The sequence below is a fragment of the Streptomyces sp. NBC_01591 genome (assembly GCF_035918155.1).
In the GTDB taxonomy this organism is placed as follows: Bacteria; Actinomycetota; Actinomycetes; order Streptomycetales; family Streptomycetaceae; genus Streptomyces.
The window spans coordinates 3,434,424-3,451,658 of record NZ_CP109327.1 but is presented as its reverse complement, the minus strand read 5'-3'; the positions used below and the strand labels follow the sequence as shown (position 1 = coordinate 3,451,658).

Annotated in this window: 11 protein-coding genes; 7 read left to right on the top strand and 4 right to left on the bottom strand. The window is 71.7% G+C overall.

Annotated features, from left to right (window positions below):
* The first annotated feature begins 126 nt into the window (after positions 1–126).
* From OG978_RS16070 to OG978_RS16060, 3 genes are all read left to right on the top strand, one after another.
* Positions 127–1,335 carry a hypothetical protein gene (locus OG978_RS16070; RefSeq protein WP_326765885.1) on the top strand — a complete coding sequence of 403 codons (1,209 nt, stop codon included), beginning with the start codon at positions 127–129 and terminating at the stop codon, positions 1,333–1,335.
* 95 nt (positions 1,336–1,430) lie between these two features.
* A complete protein-coding gene (locus OG978_RS16065; RefSeq protein ID WP_326765884.1) occupies positions 1,431–2,945 on the top strand; it encodes a bifunctional glycosyltransferase/class I SAM-dependent methyltransferase in 1,515 nt (504 codons plus the stop codon).
* Between the two features lie 70 nt (positions 2,946–3,015).
* Entirely contained in the window at positions 3,016–3,390 is a 375-nt protein-coding gene (locus OG978_RS16060; RefSeq protein ID WP_256260352.1) for a hypothetical protein, read from the top strand.
* Between the two features lie 59 nt (positions 3,391–3,449).
* On the opposite strand, the gene OG978_RS16055 is transcribed toward OG978_RS16060, so the two are convergent.
* The 4 genes from OG978_RS16055 to OG978_RS16040 form a co-directional block, all read right to left on the bottom strand.
* Positions 3,450–4,355, bottom strand: a complete 906-nt coding sequence (locus tag OG978_RS16055) for a carbohydrate ABC transporter permease (RefSeq protein ID WP_326765883.1) — start codon at positions 4,353–4,355, stop codon at positions 3,450–3,452.
* On the bottom strand, positions 4,352–5,770 hold the full coding sequence (locus OG978_RS16050; RefSeq protein ID WP_326765882.1) for a carbohydrate ABC transporter permease: 1,419 nt from the start codon (positions 5,768–5,770) through the stop codon (positions 4,352–4,354). The genes OG978_RS16055 and OG978_RS16050 overlap by 4 nt, the downstream gene beginning before the upstream one ends.
* Before the next feature lie 4 nt (positions 5,771–5,774).
* Positions 5,775–7,136, bottom strand: a complete 1,362-nt coding sequence (locus tag OG978_RS16045) for an ABC transporter substrate-binding protein (RefSeq protein WP_326765881.1) — start codon at positions 7,134–7,136, stop codon at positions 5,775–5,777.
* A 141-nt stretch (positions 7,137–7,277) separates the two neighbouring features.
* Entirely contained in the window at positions 7,278–10,976 is a 3,699-nt protein-coding gene (locus tag OG978_RS16040; protein ID WP_326765880.1) for an FHA domain-containing protein, read from the bottom strand.
* 502 nt (positions 10,977–11,478) lie between these two features.
* On the opposite strand from OG978_RS16040, the gene OG978_RS16035 reads away from it, so the two are divergent.
* From OG978_RS16035 to OG978_RS16020, 4 genes are all read left to right on the top strand, one after another.
* Positions 11,479–13,170, top strand: a complete 1,692-nt coding sequence (locus tag OG978_RS16035) for a serine/threonine-protein kinase (RefSeq protein WP_326765879.1) — start codon at positions 11,479–11,481, stop codon at positions 13,168–13,170.
* 181 nt (positions 13,171–13,351) lie between these two features.
* Positions 13,352–14,590, top strand: a complete 1,239-nt coding sequence (locus OG978_RS16030) for a serine/threonine-protein kinase (RefSeq protein ID WP_326765878.1) — start codon at positions 13,352–13,354, stop codon at positions 14,588–14,590.
* A 94-nt stretch (positions 14,591–14,684) separates the two neighbouring features.
* Positions 14,685–15,791 carry a peptide chain release factor 2 gene (gene prfB, locus OG978_RS16025; RefSeq protein WP_326765877.1) on the top strand — a complete coding sequence of 369 codons (1,107 nt, stop codon included), beginning with the start codon at positions 14,685–14,687 and terminating at the stop codon, positions 15,789–15,791.
* A gap of 409 nt (positions 15,792–16,200) precedes the next feature.
* Positions 16,201–17,172 carry a hypothetical protein gene (locus tag OG978_RS16020; protein ID WP_326765876.1) on the top strand — a complete coding sequence of 324 codons (972 nt, stop codon included), beginning with the start codon at positions 16,201–16,203 and terminating at the stop codon, positions 17,170–17,172.
* Positions 17,173–17,235: the final 63 nt, after the last annotated feature.

Sequence of the window (17,235 nt, the reverse complement as noted above, 5' to 3'; positions counted from 1 at the left end):
TGCGCGGATGCGCAGTGCATTCAAGTAATGGGCCATATAAGTGTGGTCATAGGTGCGTTGCTCAGCGTCTTCGGGTTGCTACGTTCTGCTTTCATGGGTATCCGAGTGCGATGCGAAACCTGGGACGTGTCACGTGCAAGGGCGGTGGTGCTCATTGCCGCGGCCGCGGGTCTTCTCACCCGAATGCTGATCGCGGCGAATATGCCGGGCCCGGCCGACGTGCGGATCTTTCATGGTTTCGCAAAGGCGATCGTGCGTTACGGGCCCATTCGGATTTACGAACAGCCGCTCCCGGGACTGCCCGTCTACAACCACCCGCCACTGGCCGGCTGGATGCTGCTCGGTCTCAATGAACTTGCCGAACTGGGAATCCCGTTCGGAACGTTGATCAGATCGCCCGCCTCGATCGCCGACTTCTTCTGCGCGCTGCTCGTGTTCGAGATCGTGCGCCGGCGCGGTTCCCTCGGCGCCGCAGCCGCCTGCGGTGTGGGCGTGGCCGTCAGCCCCGTACTGATCGCGACCTCCGGCTATCACGGCAACACCGACGCGGTCGCCATCACCTTCGCCCTGGTCGCCGCCCACCTCCTCGTGGACCGGAAGGCGCCGCTGGCCGCCGGGGTGGCCGCCGCACTCTCGATCAGCGTCAAGTTCATCCCCGTGGTGGTGATCCCGGCGCTGTTCCTCGTCGCGCTGCGGGCGGGCCGGCCGGCGTTCGTCCGCTTCTCCGCGGGGTTCGCCGCCCTGGTCGCCCTCGTCTGGGGACCGGTCCTGATGACCGTGCCGCAGAACCTCAAGGAGAACGTCCTGGAGTACGCGGGCGGTGGCCACCGCCTCTGGGGGCTGGTCCGGTTCGCCGATCTGTTCGGCCTGCCGCAGTCCTTCATCACCTTCATCGAGGGCGACGGCCACTTCCTGTTCGTACTGGCCTGCGCGGCGGCCGGGGTCTGGCTCGCCTGGCTGCGGCCCGCGCAACTGCCGGTCGTCGTCGCCGTCACGATGAGCCTCCTGCTGCTGCTCTCCACCGCGTCCGCGCTGCAGTACCTGACCTGGGCCGCCGCCGGACTGTTCGTCGTCGGGTTCTGGGAGGGCGCCGCGTACAGCTGCCTGCTCGGTCTGACAGCGGTCCTCGGCTACCAGGGACGCTCCGCCGTGCACTGGAGCGAAACGGTGCTGCATCTCGGCGAGGCCGGCTGGGTGGTTCTCGCCGCGGGGCTCGTCAGCGGAGTCCGCAAGATCCTCGCCACACAGCCGGACCCGCCCGCACGGCCCCCCGCCGGGCGGACCCCGGTCACGACGCCCCGCACCTCGCAGCCCACCGGTTCCGCCGTCAACTGACCGCTCCCGCAAGCACCGAGCGCCGACTGTCGAGCGCCGGACACCGAGCGCCAAACACCGAGCATCGAGCACCGAGCACAAGTGGAGAACGCCCCGTGAAGGAAAGCCCGAGCCCCAGGATCGGCATCCTGGTGGTCGCGTACAACGCCGAGACGACGCTGGAGAGGACCCTCGACCGCATTCCGGAGGACTTCCGGTCCAAGGTCGCCGAAATCCTCATTCTCGACGACGCGAGCCATGACGCGACCTTCACCGCGGGCTGCCGCTGGTCGCAGACGGAGGGAATGCCGCGCACCGTGGTGATGCGGCACACCAAGAACCTCGGATACGGCGGAAACCAGAAGGCCGGATACGCGCTGGCCGCCGAACACGGACTCGACATCATCGTGCTGCTGCACGGCGACGGACAGTACGCCCCGGAATTCCTGCCCGACATGGTCGCGCCGATCGAACGCGGCGAATGCGAGGCCGTCTTCGGCTCACGGATGATGAAATCCGGGTCCGCGCTCAAGGGCGGCATGCCGATGTACAAATGGCTCGGCAACCGCATTCTCACCCGCCTGGAGAACACCCTTCTCGGATCGCAGCTCACCGAATTCCACTCCGGCTACCGCGCCTACAGCGTCGCGGCACTCAAGAAGCTGCCGATCCACCGGAACACCGACGCGTTCGACTTCGACACCCAGATCATCGTCCAGCTGCTCAACGAGGGGATGCGGATCAAGGAGATCCCCGTCCCCACGTACTACGGCGACGAGATCTGCTATGTCAACGGCATGAAGTACGCGAAGGACGTCGTCAAGGACGTCCTCGAATACCGGCTCGCCGTCAAGGGATTCGGCACCTGCGGCTGGATCCCCAAGCCCGTCGAGTACGCGTTCAAGGAGGGCGACGGCTCCTCGCACGCCGTCATCCTGGAGAGGATGCGCAGCCTCCCGCCCGGCCGGGTCCTCGACCTCGGCTGCTCCGGCGGCCTGTTCGCACAGCGCCTCGAAGCCCTCGGCCACGAGGTGACGGGCGTGGACTACGTCGAGGTCCCCGGGGTACGCGAGAAGTGCACCCACTTCCACCTCGCCAACCTGGAGGAGGGGCTGCCGGTCGAGATCGGTGTCGACTACGACTACGTGGTCGCCGGCGACGTCATCGAGCACCTCTCCCGCCCCGAGCGGGTACTCGCCGAGGTCGCCGAAGTACTGCGGCCCGGCGGCCATGTGCTGCTCTCCGTACCGAACTTCAGCCACTGGTACTCACGGCTGCGGGTCGCGCTCGGAGTCTTCGGTTACGACCGGCGCGGCATTCTCGACGAAACGCATCTGCGCTTCTTCACCCGGGCCAGCCTGCGCCGCACGGTCAGGGAAGCGGGCTACGACGTCCTCGGCATCGCGTCGACCGGGGCCCCGTTCTGGGCGCTGCTCGGCGGAGGACCGCTCCCCGCGGTGCTGGGCGGAGTGTCGAAACTGCTCACCCGGATCCGGCCGACGCTGTTCGGCTATCAGCACGTCGCACTGCTCACCCCGCATGCGGCCGAGACGATCATCGCTGGAGAGCACGTCGATGTACAGGACATCCTCAACCGACAGTACGCCCCTGCCGACCGGGTCGGCGTCTGAGGCCGCCGTCCCCCGTCCCACCCCCGCCCCGGAATCGCAAGCCCCGGGCGACGCAGTCAGGAGCAAGGCCTTGACCCTCCCCAGTCTGACGCTGCTGCTGTTCGCCGTGTTCTCGTCGGCGGGCGGCCAGATCATGCTCAAGCACGGGATGAAGAGCGCCGCGGCCGCCGCGGGACACGGCGGCGGCTCCGTCGCCCTGCGCGCCGCGACCAGTCCCTGGGTCGTCCTGGGTCTGGTGGTCTTCGCGGTGTCCGCCCTCGCCTGGATGGCGACCCTGGCCAAGGTGCCGCTGTCCATCGCCTACCCGTTCAACGCCCTCGGGTATCTGCTGATCGTGCTGGCCGGGGCGACCGTGCTGCACGAGCGGACCTCGATGTGGACCTGGGGCGGCTCGCTGCTCGTGGTCGTCGGCCTCGTCACGGTGATGGCGGGCCAGCAACGCTGACGACGCCGCCGCCGGACGGGCCCGCGGGCCCGTCCGGCGGCGCCGCCTCGCTCCACCGCCTACTTCACCGCGCCCGCCATCACGCCGGAGACGAACTGACGCTGGAAGGCGAAGAAGACCGCCAGCGGAATCACCATCGACACGAAGGCGCCGGGCGCCAGCACGTCGATGTTGTTGCCGAACTGCCGTACCTGCTGCTGCAGAGCCACCGTGATCGGCGGGGAGTCCGAGTCCGCGAAGATCAGCGCGACCAGCATGTCGTTCCACACCCAGAGGAACTGGAAGATCCCGAGCGAGGCGATCGCCGGACCGCCCAGCGGCATCACGACCCGGGTGAAGAGCCGGATCTCGCCCGCCCCGTCGAGCCGGGCCGCCTCCAGCAGCTCCCTCGGGATCTCCGCGAAGAAGTTCCGCAGCAGGAAGATCGCGAAGGGCAGACCGAAGGCCGTGTGGAAGATGATCACGCCGAAGGTCGTCTCGAAGATCCCGACCGCACCGAAGAGCTTGGAGACCGGGACCAGGGCGACCTGCACCGGGACCACCAACAGCCCCACGACCACCAGGAACCACCAGTCGCGGCCGGGGAACTCCATCCAGGCGAAGGCGTATCCGGCCAGTGAACCGATCACGACGACCAGGACGGTCGCCGGGACGGTGATCATGACCGTGCTGAGGAGGGAGTTGGTGATCGTCGAATTGTCGAGCAGCCGGGAGTAGTTGTCGAAGGTGAGCTGGGACGGGGCCGTGAGGACCTTCCACCAGCCCGTCGACGCGATGTCGTCCGCGCCGCGCAGCGAGGACAGCAGCAGCCCGATCGTCGGCATCAGCCAGAACAGGGCCACCAGGACGAGGAAGATCCGCATCGCACCGCCGCCGGCGCGGGCGGCGAGACGTGCGCCGAGGGACCGCTCGGCCTTCACCGGAACATCTCCGGCTGTCGTGCTCGTGGTCGACGCTGTCGTCATCGGCGCCCCTCCTTCCGGATCCGGCGGATGTTGACGTACATCACCGGGAGTACCAGCAGCAGCAGGAGTACGGCGATGGCGCTGCCGATCCCGAGGTCCGCGTCCGTACCGAACGAGGACCGGTAGAGCTGGAGCGCCAGCACGTTCGCGTCGTCCTGCGAGGAACCCGGCGCGATGATGAAGACCAGGTCGAAGATCTTCAGCACGTTGATCATCAGCGTGACCAGCACCACCACGAGCACGGGCGCGAGCATCGGCACCGTGATCCGGCGGAACACCTGCCACTCGTTCGCGCCGTCCACCCGGGCCGCTTCGAGGAGTTCACGGGGCAGCCCCGCGAGCCCCGCCGCGATCAGCACCATCGCGAACCCGGCCCACATCCAGACGTAGGAACCGATGATCCCGGGGGTGACGAGGGTCGGGCCGAGCCACTCGACCCCGTTGTACGGTTCCTTGAAGTTCGAGACGGGGAGCCGGATTCCGGCGCCGTCCGCCGACGCGGGCAGGGTGAACGTACCGTCCGCGCCCGCCGTCGCCGAGGCGACCACCTTGCCGTCCTTGACCGCCTCGACCTTGAGGCCCTTGAGCCCCAGCTCCTTGGTGTCGATGACGTTGGGCCGGCCGCCACCGCCCTTGGTGAAGTCCAGCCACGCGGTGCCGGCGATCTCGCCGTCCCCTGCCGCGGCGGCCTTCGCGGGCTTCGCGTCCTTCGGCATGTTCGCCGGGATCACACCGACCAGCGGCAGCTGCACCGGCTGCCCGGCCCGTATCGGCGCCTTGGTGACGAACGAGCCGCCGTCGCCCGCCTTGAGCGGGTGGACGGGCAGCGGGTGCGCCTTCGGGTACCCCGCCGACTCGTTGAACGTGTCGTGCACACCCACCCATACGGCGTTGGCGACCCCGCGCTCCGGGGCGGCGTCGTACACCAGCCGGAAGATGATGCCGGCGGCGAGCATGGAGATCGCCATCGGCATGAAGACGACCAGCTTGAACGCCGTGCCCCAGCGGATCCGCTCCGTCAGCACCGCGAAGATCAGCCCGAGGGCCGTGGAGACCGTCGGCGCGAGCACGACCCAGATCGCGTTGTTCTTGACCGCCGTACGGATGGTGTCGTCCGTGAACAGCGCCTTGTAGTTGTCGAGTCCGGCGAAGCCCGTACCCGCCTGGTCGAGGAACGACCGGTAGACGGAGTACACGATCGGATAGACCACGAGCGCGCCCAGCAGCACCAGCGCGGGTGCCAGGAAGAGGGCCGCGATGAACCGGCGGGTGCCGGTCACACTTCGGCGGCTGCGTCCCGGGCCGCCGGACGGCGGATCCGACGGCTTCCTGGGCGCGGGTACCGATGGCCCCGCGGACGATTGCGTGTCGGCGGGGGGCACCGCGTCGGCGCCCCCCGCTGCGGATGTCGTCATCCCGTCAGCTCTTGTACGCCTTGGCCGCGTCGGACTCCAGCTTCGCCTGGGTCCCCGCGATGTCCTTCGGGTTCTTCAGGAAGTCCTGGAGGGTCTTCCACTCGCCCTTGCCGGGCGTCCCGCCGAACGACTGCGGCGCCTGGTCGGACATGTCGAACCGGACGGAGTCACCGGCCGAGATCAGCGCCTTCGCCATCGTGCGCTGCACCTCGTTCGGGTAAGCGGAGGCGTCCAGGGCCTTGTTCGGCGAGATGAACCCGCCCTGCTCGGCCATGATCTGCGCGGCGTCGGTCGAAGCCAGCCAGGTCAGCAGGGCCTGGGCACCCTTGCCGTCCTTCAGCGCCACCGCGGCGTCGCCGCCGGTCACGACGGGGGACTCGGCACCGACCGCCGGGAACGGGAACACCTTGGCGTCGGTCCCGATCTTCGCCTTCGTCTGCGCGATGTTGACGCCCACGAAGTCACCCTCGAAGACCATCGCGGCCTTGGGCTGGTCGCCGCCCGTGAACGTCTGGGTGACCGAGGCCGGGAACTCCGTCTGCAGGGCGCCGTCGGCGCCGCCCGCGATCAGCGACGGCTTGCCGAAGAGCTGCGCGAGCGTGGTCAGCGCGTCCTTGACGGACGGGTCCGTCCACTTGATCTTGTGCTGGGCCAGCTGGTCGTACTTCTCCGGACCGGCCTGGGAGAGGTAGATGTTCTCGAACCAGTCGGTGAGGGTCCAGCCGTCCGCGCCACCGACCGAGACCGGGGTGACACCCGATGCGGAGACCGTCTCGGCGGTCTTGAGGAAGTCCTTCCAGGTCTTCGGCTCGGCCGCGCCCGCGTTCTCGAACGCCTTGGCGTTGTACCAGATCAGGGACTTGTTGGCGGCCTTGAAGTAGACGCCGTACTGGGCGCCGTCCACCGCGCCCAGGTCCTGCCAGACCTTCGAGTAGTTCTTGGCCAGCTGGGCCTTGGCCTCGGGGCCGACCGGCTTCGCCCACTTCTTCTGGGCGGCCTGCTGGATCGCGCCGACCTGCGGGATCATCGCGACGTCCGGCGGCTGTCCTCCCGCGATCTTCGTACCGAGGAAGTTGACGATCGGGTCCTGCGCCGGGACGAAGGTGACCTTCGCGCCCGTGCGGTTCTCGAACTCCTTGAGGACCTTGACGAAGTTGGCCTGCTCGGTACCGGTCCAGACGGCCGCGACCGAGAGCTTCTCGCCGTCCAGCTTGGGCAGTACGACGCTGGAGGGGCTTCCCTTGCCGCTCCCCGAGCTCTTGTCCGGGTTGTCCTTTCCGCCGTCGTCACTGCATCCGGTGAGGGCCAGTGCGCCGACGGCGGTGAACACCGCGGCGGCCCTGCTGATCCGAAGGGTTGTGCGCATTGCTTCCCCGTCTCTCACATCGTTGTGTGCGCACAGTCCTACGCCCCGTGCAGGGGCGCCGCAATACCGCTTCTCGTGTCAACTCCTTGATCGTAATGGGCTCGTGACGTGATGTCAGTGGATGTCCGGACCCGGTCCCTCTCAGGGGTGAACGGGCCCGAACGGGGCTATCGGCTCGGCGTTCACCGACCGGGCCGCCCTCTCCAGCGCACTGGCCAGCAGCGCCAGGTCCGTCGGTCCGTTGCCCAGCTCACGGACGGGGCGCCGGGTCGGCGGATCCCCCATCCGCTCCCATTCCAGCGGCACGACGGTGGGCCGCAGCGTGGCGGTACGCGGGATGCGCCCGGTCACCCGGCCGCCCTGGAACGGCGTCACCCGCCCGTCCGGGTGCCCGAGCCTGCCCCGTCCGGGCGCCGGGTCCTCCGGCGACCGCGGGACCACCGGCGCGTCCAGCACGATGCGCAGCCGCGCCCCGTGGGCCAGGTCCGTGTCCTCCGTACGCTCCGGGCGGGCGGATGCCGCGACCAGGTGGACGCCCAGCCGGCCGCCCTCCCTCGCGACGGCCTCCAGGGCCCGCACCACCGAACCTGCGGCGGGGCGGCCGGGGCTGCCGAGCGCGGGGGCGACCAGCGCGTCGAAGTCGTCGACCAGGACGACGAGCCGGGGCAGCGGGGAAGGACCGGGGTCCGAGGACCGGGCGGCGGGGCGCAGCCGGAGCGTCCCGCTCATCGGGGCGTCCACGTCACCGTGCTGTTCCGTGCTGGTCGGCGGGCGCTGGCCGACCACCCGCCGTGCCACCTCGTGCCGGTGGTGCCACTCGGTGAAGTCGTACTGGCCGAGCAGCTCGGCGCGGCGCTTCAGCTCGCCGCCCAGCGCCTGGGCGAACTCCCGCATCCGCACCGGATCGGAGGCCACCAGATGCATGAACGCGTGCGGGAGTTCGGTACAGGGGCGCAGGCCCTCGCCGCGGTCGCCGCCCGCGCCGTCGACCAGCAGGATGCCCAGCAGGTCGGGCCGGGCGGCCGCGGCGAGCGAGGCGGCGACGGCCCGCAGCAACTCCGTACGTCCGCTGCCGGCCGGTCCCTCGATGAGGAGGTGGGGGCCCTCCTCCGCCAGATCCACGCTGACCGCGCCCCGGGGCCCGGCCCCGAGCACCACCACGGGCCGTCCGACGGCGGCGGGGGCGGTGCCTTCGGCCGGGGAAGGGGCGGCTGCCGGCGCGGGTGTGCCGGTGCCCGTGTCGGCGCCCTCGGCGGCGGTGCGTCCGGCCGTGGCGGCGCTCTCGGCGCCTCGCGCGGCGATCCGGGGCGTGTCGCCGCCGCGCGGCCCGCTGACCCGGTTCGAGCCGCGCCCGGACCCGGCGGAACGGAGACTGTCGGCCCCCTGGACATCACCACTGCGGTCGACGCCGCCCCAGGAAGCGGTCCCGGACCCGGGAACGGTCCGCGAGCTCGGGGTGTCCCCGGGCGAGCTGCCGTAACGCTGCCCGCCGACCCGGGGCGCCGAACCGGCGGGGTACGGCGTGCGGCCCGAGTCCGGGTACGGGGTGCGCCCGGAGTCGTGGACGTCGTCGGGGGCGAGGGCGTGGCCCGGGGTGCCGATGTGGGTGGCGCTCTCGCTGCCGGGGTACGGGGTGCGGCCCGAGCCGGGGGCGTATCCGCCCGTGCCGTCCGGGCCCGGCGCGCCGCCCGTGCGCTGGGCGCCCACGCGGGGACCCGCGCCGCGCGGATACTCCGTACGGCCCGAGCCGCGGGTGTCCGGATCGGCGCCGCCGTCCGTGCCGCCGCCCGCCGGTCCGCCAGTCCAGCGGCCCGAACCGCGCACCGTGGCGCCGGGCTGGTCGTCCGCGGTGGAGGCCCAGCGGGCCATCAGGGAGGCCGGGGTGGCACGGGCCAGGCCCAGCTCGTCCAGCAGGCGGGCGGTCGTCGGGAGCGAGGCCGAGGCCGGCCGGCCGTGGGCCGTGGAAGCACCCTCCGTACGCAACGGGGCCAGCGCCCGGCCGAACCGCTCGGCCCAGTGCGCCGACACCGCGTCCACCGCGGCGACCGTGCCGCGGCCCGCGGCCCGGCCGTCCGCCGTCCGCAGCAGCCGCAGGGCCGTCGCCACGTCGCCGCTGAGCATCGCCACCGCCCCGCACTCGCGGAACGCGATCGAGGCGTGGCAGGCGGCCTCGTACGTCGCCGCGACCGGTGAGGTGGGTGTGGCGGCCGGGGTCTCGGCCAGACAGATCAGATGGATGCCGGCCGCGGCACCGGCGGCGGCCAGCCGGGCGGTGTTCTCGCGCAGCGCCGCCGAGCCCGGGTCGCCGTCGACGATCACCACGGTGTACGGCCCCGCGTACCGCTCCGCGGTCTCGGCGACCGTGGCGCGGTCCAGGCTCGCCCAGCCGGGCCCGAGCGGACCGTCGTCCAGCCGGCGCACCAGCTCCGTCGTGCGGGCGGTGGCCTGTTCGCGGTCGTACGCGAGGAGCAGCCGGCAGTCCTGGCCGTGCATCGGCCGCAGATGGGGCAGCCAGCCGAGCCAGGCCCACTCGCGCCTGCGCTCGTCCGCGCCGCGGGCGCGGTCCGTGCTGATCAGCACGATCTCCAGATCGGCGGGGGAGTGCAGCGCGGCGAGCTGGGCCACCGTCGAACGGGCGAGTCCGGCCAGCCGGGTCCGCGGCCCGGCGAGCCCGAGCGAACCGGCCTCCCGCAGCCCCACCGTCACCGGCACGGCGGGCAGCTCGGCCCGGTCCGTCGTCCCCAGACGCACCACGAGCGCCTCGGGGTGGGTGGTGCCGCGCTCCCACAGCCGGGGGCCGGGGCCGAGCGCGGTCAGCAGCACGGCCGCCGGGTCGGGCCAGACGCTCTGCGCGGCGGGCCCCGACGGTGCCACGGGGGCAGCCGGGAACGGGTCGGCCGCCCCCGTCCCGTCGGGCGTCGCCTCGTGGACGGGCTCGCCCTTGTTGCCCGCGAGTCTGCGTGCCCAGGCGCCTATCCCGCCCCGCCGGGGCGACCCGTCGTCCGGGGCGGGGGCGGGGCGGGCGGCGGAGGACGGTCGCCGTCCGCCGGTCCGCCCGTCGTCGCCGCTCCCGTAGCCGGGATCGGCCCCTTCGTGGGAGACGGGCCCGGAACCGGGGGAGACGGCAGAGGTGTAGCCGTGACCGGAGCCGTGCTCCGTGGCGGAGCGGCCGTCGGTACCGGCCGTGGCCGCCGTGCCGGACACCCGCAGATGGCCCTCGCCGTCCGGTGCCGTCGCCAGCGTCGGCGCGGGTGCGCCGGAGGTCAGCCGGAGCGTGGACTCGCCGAGCCGCAGCAGCGCACCGGGCTTCAGACGGACCGGGCGGTCGCGGACCTCCGTGCCGTCGAGCAGGGTGCCGTTGGTGGAGCCGAGGTCCGCCACGGAGACCAGGCCGTCGGCGGAGACCGTCACCGCGCAGTGCAGCCGGGACACATCGGGGTCGTCGAGCGGGACGTCCGCGTCGGCGGAGCGGCCGATCCGGATCTGCCCGCCGTGCAGCAGATGGACCCCGCCCGCGTCCGGCCCCGCGACCACGTGCAGCCGCGCCGGGACGGCGTCGTCCACCGCCTCGTCCTCGCCCGGGACCTGGAGCGAGAGCACCGCTCCGTCCACCAGCGGTGGCTCGCCCAGCGCGCACCGCTGGGCGTCGAGCCGCTCACGCCCGGCGAACAGCACCACCGCGCCGCTGCCGAGCGAGCCGTCGGGCCCCAGGACGGCCGCGGCCAGGTTGGATGCCACGGTGGCGAGCGCCGTCCCCGACGGGGCGGTGACCAGCACGTCGCACGCGCGCGCCGGGGTCTGGCCGCTGCGCGGCGCGAGGACGGTCAGCCGGATCTGCATCGCCGTCAGCGGTCCCTTCTGCGCGGGGCGCCGGGCAGGGGAAACGCCCTGTGTGATTCCCCCCACCCGACACGGACGCGTCGTCCGGTACAGGTTCGTCACGTGCCGCGGGGCTCCCGACCCCACAGTCCGTGCTGGAGGCATCCTCGCACCTGCCACTGACAACACGCCGGGGGGTCACCGCTAAGTGATCATGAAACGTCGGCTGTGCGCCCATAAGTGCCTGCTTGGAATGGTGTCCGCGGCGACGGAACCCGTTCCGGAAGAGCGTCCGGAACGGTTCATCGCACATGCGTGCGGCAACCATCCGCCCGATCTGAGCGTCTTGTTCCGCAACCGGCCGACGCCTCCTCGGGGCGGCATCCGGCCAACGGCGCACAGGGCGAGGACAGCAACCGGACGGAGCCGCCCACCCCCGCCGGACAGGCCCTAGAGTGGGCCGGAAACTCCCGGGCGGATCCGGGAGTACCGCAATCATCACGATCTGCAGGGAGCGCATGACGTGCGGCCGGTAGGCAGCAAGTACCTCCTGGAGGAGCCGCTGGGACGCGGCGCCACGGGCACCGTCTGGCGTGCCCGCCAGCGGGAGACCGCAGGCGCCGAGGCGGCCGTCGCCGGCGAGCCCGGCGAGACCGTGGCGATCAAGGTCCTGAAGGAGGAGCTCGCCAACGACGCGGACGTCGTGATGCGGTTCCTGCGCGAGCGCTCCGTGCTGCTGCGGCTCACTCACGAGAACATCGTGCGCACCCGCGACCTGGTCGTCGAGGGCGACCTCCTCGCCCTCGTCATGGACCTGGTCGACGGCCCCGACCTGCACCGCTACCTCCGCGAGAACGGCCCGCTCACCCCGGTCGCCGCCGCGCTGCTCACCGCGCAGATCGCGGACGCGCTCGCCGCCAGCCATGCCGACGGCGTCGTCCACCGCGACCTGAAGCCCGCCAACGTCCTGCTCGACGAGCGCGACGGCCAGATGCACCCGATGCTCACCGACTTCGGCATCGCGCGCCTGGCCGACTCCCCGGGGCTCACCCGGACCCACGAGTTCGTCGGCACCCCCGCCTATGTGGCGCCCGAGTCCGCCGAGGGTCGCCCGCAGACCTCCGCCGTCGACATCTACGGCGCGGGCATCCTGCTGTACGAGCTGGTCACCGGCCGTCCGCCGTTCGCCGGCGGCACCGCTCTCGAAGTGCTGCACCGGCACCTCAGCGAGGAGCCCCGCCGCCCCTCCACCGTCCCGGCCCCGCTGTGGACGGTCATAGAGCGCTGCCTGAGCAAGGACCCCGACCGGCGGCCCAGCGCCGAGAACCTGGCCCGTGGCCTGCGCGTCGTCGCGGACGGTATCGGCGTGCACGCCAGTTCCGCCCAGATCGCCGCGGCCGACGGTGTGGGCGCCCTGCTCGCACCCGATCCGGCGCCCGCGGCCGTTCCGGGGACCCCCGGCGCGGCGGACCCGACGCAGGTGCTGCCGAGCAACGCGGGCTCGTACGACCCCAGCGCCGCCACCAGCGTCATGCAGCACGCCCCCGGCCAGGGCCAGGGCGGGCCCGCCGACCCGACCTCGGTCCTGCCGCCCGTGCCGCCCCGCCCGGACGGCCCTCCGCAGCCCGACGGGCCGCACCCCTGGCAGTCCCAGCTCCAGGCGGCCCGCGACCGCAACGACCAGACCCAGGTCCAGTACCTCGACCCGAGCCAGGACCCGCTGCGCCGTCGCCCCCAGCGTCAGCAGCCCCAGCAGCAGCCCCAGCAGCAGCCCCAGCGGCGGCAGCCGCCGCAGCAGTACCAGCAGCCGCAGCAGCAGCCGCAGCAGCAGTACCCCCAGCGCCGGCAGCAGCAGTACCAGCCGCAACCCCAGCACCAGCCCCAGCAGCAGCCCCAGCGCCAGCAGTACGCGCCCCCGCAACAGCCGGCACCCCAGCCGCCGGCCCCGCGTCAGCCCCGCGAGCCGAGGCAGCGCAGCGCCAACCCGATGAGGATCCCCGGCCTCGGCTGCCTCAAGGGCTGTCTGTTCACCCTGGTGCTGCTGTTCGTCGCGGGCTGGCTGATCTGGGAACTGACCCCGTTGCAGGACTGGATCGGCCAGGGCAAGAGCTACTGGGACGCGATCAGCGACACGGTCTCCACCGTCACGGACTGGATCTCGAAACTGGGCGGCGGCAGCGACAGCGGCAGCAGCACTGGCAACACCGGCCCCTGAGCGGCCGCAACACCATCAACTCTGTAGCTATATCGACTTCCACGGGCCAGTTTCCACCGCATATCGCCCGCAGAAGTGAAGGTTGGCACCATCCCGGGCACTCAACCCCCCGGTCGACGCGTAACTTTGTCGACCGGGGGTCATGAGCGACGGTCCATCGCCAGCCGCTGAGGGAGCAGTCTTGGCACGGAATATTGGCAGCCGGTACACCGCACACCAGATCCTGGGGCGCGGCAGCGCCGGCACGGTGTGGCTCGGCGAAGGGCCCGAGGGCCCGGTGGCCATCAAGCTGCTCCGCGAGGACCTCGCGTCCGACCAGGAACTCGTGGGCCGCTTCGTCCAGGAGCGCACCGCCCTGCTCGGGCTCGACCACCCGCACGTCGTCGCCGTCCGCGACCTCGTGGTGGACGGCAACGACCTGGCACTGGTCATGGACCTCGTACGCGGCACCGACCTGCGCACCCGCCTCGACCGCGAACGCCGTCTCGCGCCCGAGGCCGCCGTGGCGATCATCGCGGACGTCGCCGACGGCCTCGCCGCCGCGCACGCCGCCGGAGTGGTCCACCGCGACGTCAAGCCGGAGAACATCCTGCTCGACATGGAGGGCCCGCTCGGCCCCGGCGGCTCGCACCCGGCGCTGCTCACCGACTTCGGTGTGGCCAAGCTGATCGACACCCCCCGCCGCACCAAGGCCACCAAGATCATCGGTACGCCGGACTACCTGGCCCCCGAGATAGTCGAGGGGCTGCCGCCGCGCGCCGCCGTCGACATCTACGCCCTCGCCACGGTCCTGTACGAACTCCTGGCCGGCTTCACGCCCTTCGGCGGCGGACACCCCGGCGCCGTCCTGCGCCGCCATGTCACGGAGACGGTCGTACCGCTCCCCGGCATCCCCGACGAGCTCTGGCAGCTCCTGGTCCAGTGCTTGGCCAAGGCCCCCGCCTCCCGGCTCCGCGCCTCCGAGCTCGCGGCCCGGCTGCGCGAACAGCTCCCGCACCTGGCCGGCATCCCGCCACTCGACGTGGACGAACCGGACACCGAGCCGGAACCCCAGGCGTACGACGAGCAGCAGTACACCCCCGCCCCCGAGGAGCCCCGCCGCCGCGGCGCGGTCCCGCTGGTCCCCGGCTCGTCCGCCGACTCCAACCGCGACACCCACACCAGCATGCGCGTCCCGGCCCCCGACGAACTCTCCGGCGGCCCCCGCGGCACGGCCAGGGCCCCCCGCTCCCCGGGCACGCCCCGCCCCGGCTCGGCCCGCAACAAGGCCGCGGCCGTCCGCAAGCGCCGCCTCACGCTGGGCGCCGTGGCCCTGGTGCTGGTGGTGGCGCTGGGCGTGGGCGGCTGGCTGGCGCTGAGCGGCGACGACGAGGGCGCACCCGCACAGGACACGGGGAACTCGGCGCCGGGAACGCCCTGACCCGAGGGCCCGTGAAGGCGTCCGGCACACGGTTGCGGAGTCGTGATCATGCGGCCCGAGGAACGTCCGTGCCGACAGCCGTTACGCTGGACCCGTGGCAGTCGTCGATATTTCCGAAGAGCTGAAGTCCCTCTCCTCGACCATGGGGTCGATCGAGGCCGTCCTGGACCTGGATGCGCTGAGGGCGGACATCGCCGCGCTCGAGGAGCAGGCGGCCGCGCCTTCCCTCTGGGACGACCCCGAGGCGGCGCAGAAGATCACCAGCAAGCTTTCGCACCTCCAGGCCGAGGTCCGCAAGACCGAGGCCCTCCGCGGCCGGATCGACGATCTCGAAGTCCTCTTCGAGCTCGCCCAGGACGAGGGCGACGCCGATGCCCTGGCGGAGGCCGAGTCCGAGCTGGAGTCCGTGCGGAAGGCGCTCGACGAGATGGAGGTCCGTACCCTCCTCTCCGGCGAGTACGACTCCCGCGAGGCCCTGGTCAACATCCGCGCCGAGGCCGGTGGCGTGGACGCGGCCGACTTCGCCGAGAAGCTCCAGCGCATGTACGTCCGCTGGGCCGAGCGGCACGGCTACAAGACCGAGGTCTACGAGACGTCGTACGCGGAAGAGGCCGGCATCAAGTCGACCACCTTCGCCGTCCAGGTGCCGTACGCCTACGGCACGCTCTCCGTCGAGCAGGGCACCCACCGGCTCGTCCGGATCTCGCCCTTCGACAACCAGGGCCGCCGCCAGACGTCCTTCGCGGGCGTCGAGGTGCTGCCGGTGGTCGAGCAGACCGACCACATCGAGATCGACGAGTCCGAGCTGCGCGTGGACGTGTACCGCTCGTCGGGCCCCGGTGGTCAGGGCGTCAACACCACGGACTCCGCGGTCCGTCTGACCCACCTCCCGACCGGCATCGTCGTCTCCTGCCAGAACGAGCGCTCGCAGATCCAGAACAAGGCATCCGCGATGAACGTCCTCCAGGCGAAGCTCCTCGAGCGCCGCCGCCAGGAGGAGCAGGCCAAGATGGACGCTCTCAAGGGCGACGGCGGCAACTCCTGGGGCAACCAGATGCGGTCGTACGTCCTGCACCCGTACCAGATGGTCAAGGACCTGCGTACGGAGTTCGAGATGGGCAACCCGGAAGCGGTCTTCAACGGCGAGATCGACGGGTTCCTGGAGGCGGGCATCCGCTGGCGCAAGCAGCGGGAGAAGTAGGAGAAGCAAGCGGGCGGGCCCGGCGGCCCGTTCCCGAACTCTTCACGGCGGTGCCGGAACCCCACGGGGTTTCCGGCACCGCCGCTTTCGTCGGGGCGGGTACGGGGCCGTTCCCGAGGGGAAGTTGGGGCCTTGGTTGCGTGGGTGTCGTGGTGAGTGCGTCACAGTCGTGATTCCGAATGAAGGTCAACTGTGCACGAACCAGTTCATATTGCACGGAACGGCCTTGACGTAGTCCTTAACTGTGGACAGGGTGCTAGGGCAGCATGCGTATGTCTGGGACGGGTGTGAACGGGGGCGGGCGGCATGACCACGGCTCTGTGTGGCGCCGTTCGGAGCGAACTCCGGAGAGCCGGGGCCCGCATATGGCTGCTCCACTGACGAGAACAGCTACTGGGGGTAGCAGCACATGACGAAGAAGACGCGAGTCCGCGTCGCGCGGATCGCCGCAGGTGCGGTCATCGCCGCGGGCGCCTCGCTCACCGCCGCCGGTGCGGCTTCGGCGGTCGGTATCGATGTCGACCTCGGCGTTGTGTCCACGAAGGCCGAGGTCGACGAGGGCGGTCTGGGGATCGACGCCGACATCAAGTCTCCCGCGGGCGAGTCCAACGGCGGTGACGTGGGCGGCGGCGTCGACGCCGGCACGGACGCCGGTACGGACGCGGGCACCGATGCCGGTACCGATGCGGGTACGGACGCCGGGACCGATGCCGGTACGGACGCGGGTACGGACGCCGGGACCGATGCGGGCACCGATGCCGGTACCGATGCGGGTACGGACGCCGGGACCGATGCCGGTACGGACGCGGGCACGGACGCCGGGACCGATGCGGGCACCGATGCCGGTACCGATGCCGGTACCGATGCGGGCACGGACGCCGGGACCGACGCCGGTACGGACGCGGGTACGGACGCCGGTACCGATGCGGGCACCGATGCCGGTACCGATGCGGGTACCGACGCCGGCACCGACAACGGTGGCCAGGACAACGGCGGCAACGGCAACGGCGGCCACCAGTCCGGCGGCAACGGCAACAACGGTGGCAACGGCAACGGCGGCAACGGTTCCTCCGGCACCTCCGGTAACGGTGGCACGGACAATGGCGGTACCACCGGTAACGGCGGCACCACCGGCTCCACCACCGGCGGCGACGACGCCAACACCTGCACCGTCGACCTCGACGGCGCGAAGTGCGCGGACAACACCACTCCCGACTCCGCCGGCAACCAGCCGGTCGAGCAGGGCAAGGGCAAGGACGAGCTCGCCGAGACCGGTGCCGCCGAGACCACGTTCCTGCTGGTCGGCGCCGCGACGATGATCGCCGGAGGCATCGGCTTCCGGATCCTGCCGCGCCTGATGAACGGCCGCACGGTCGCCTAAGGGCCACCCGCGGTAACAGATACGCACAGAGGGGCCCGGGACGCCGATCGGCATCCCGGGCCC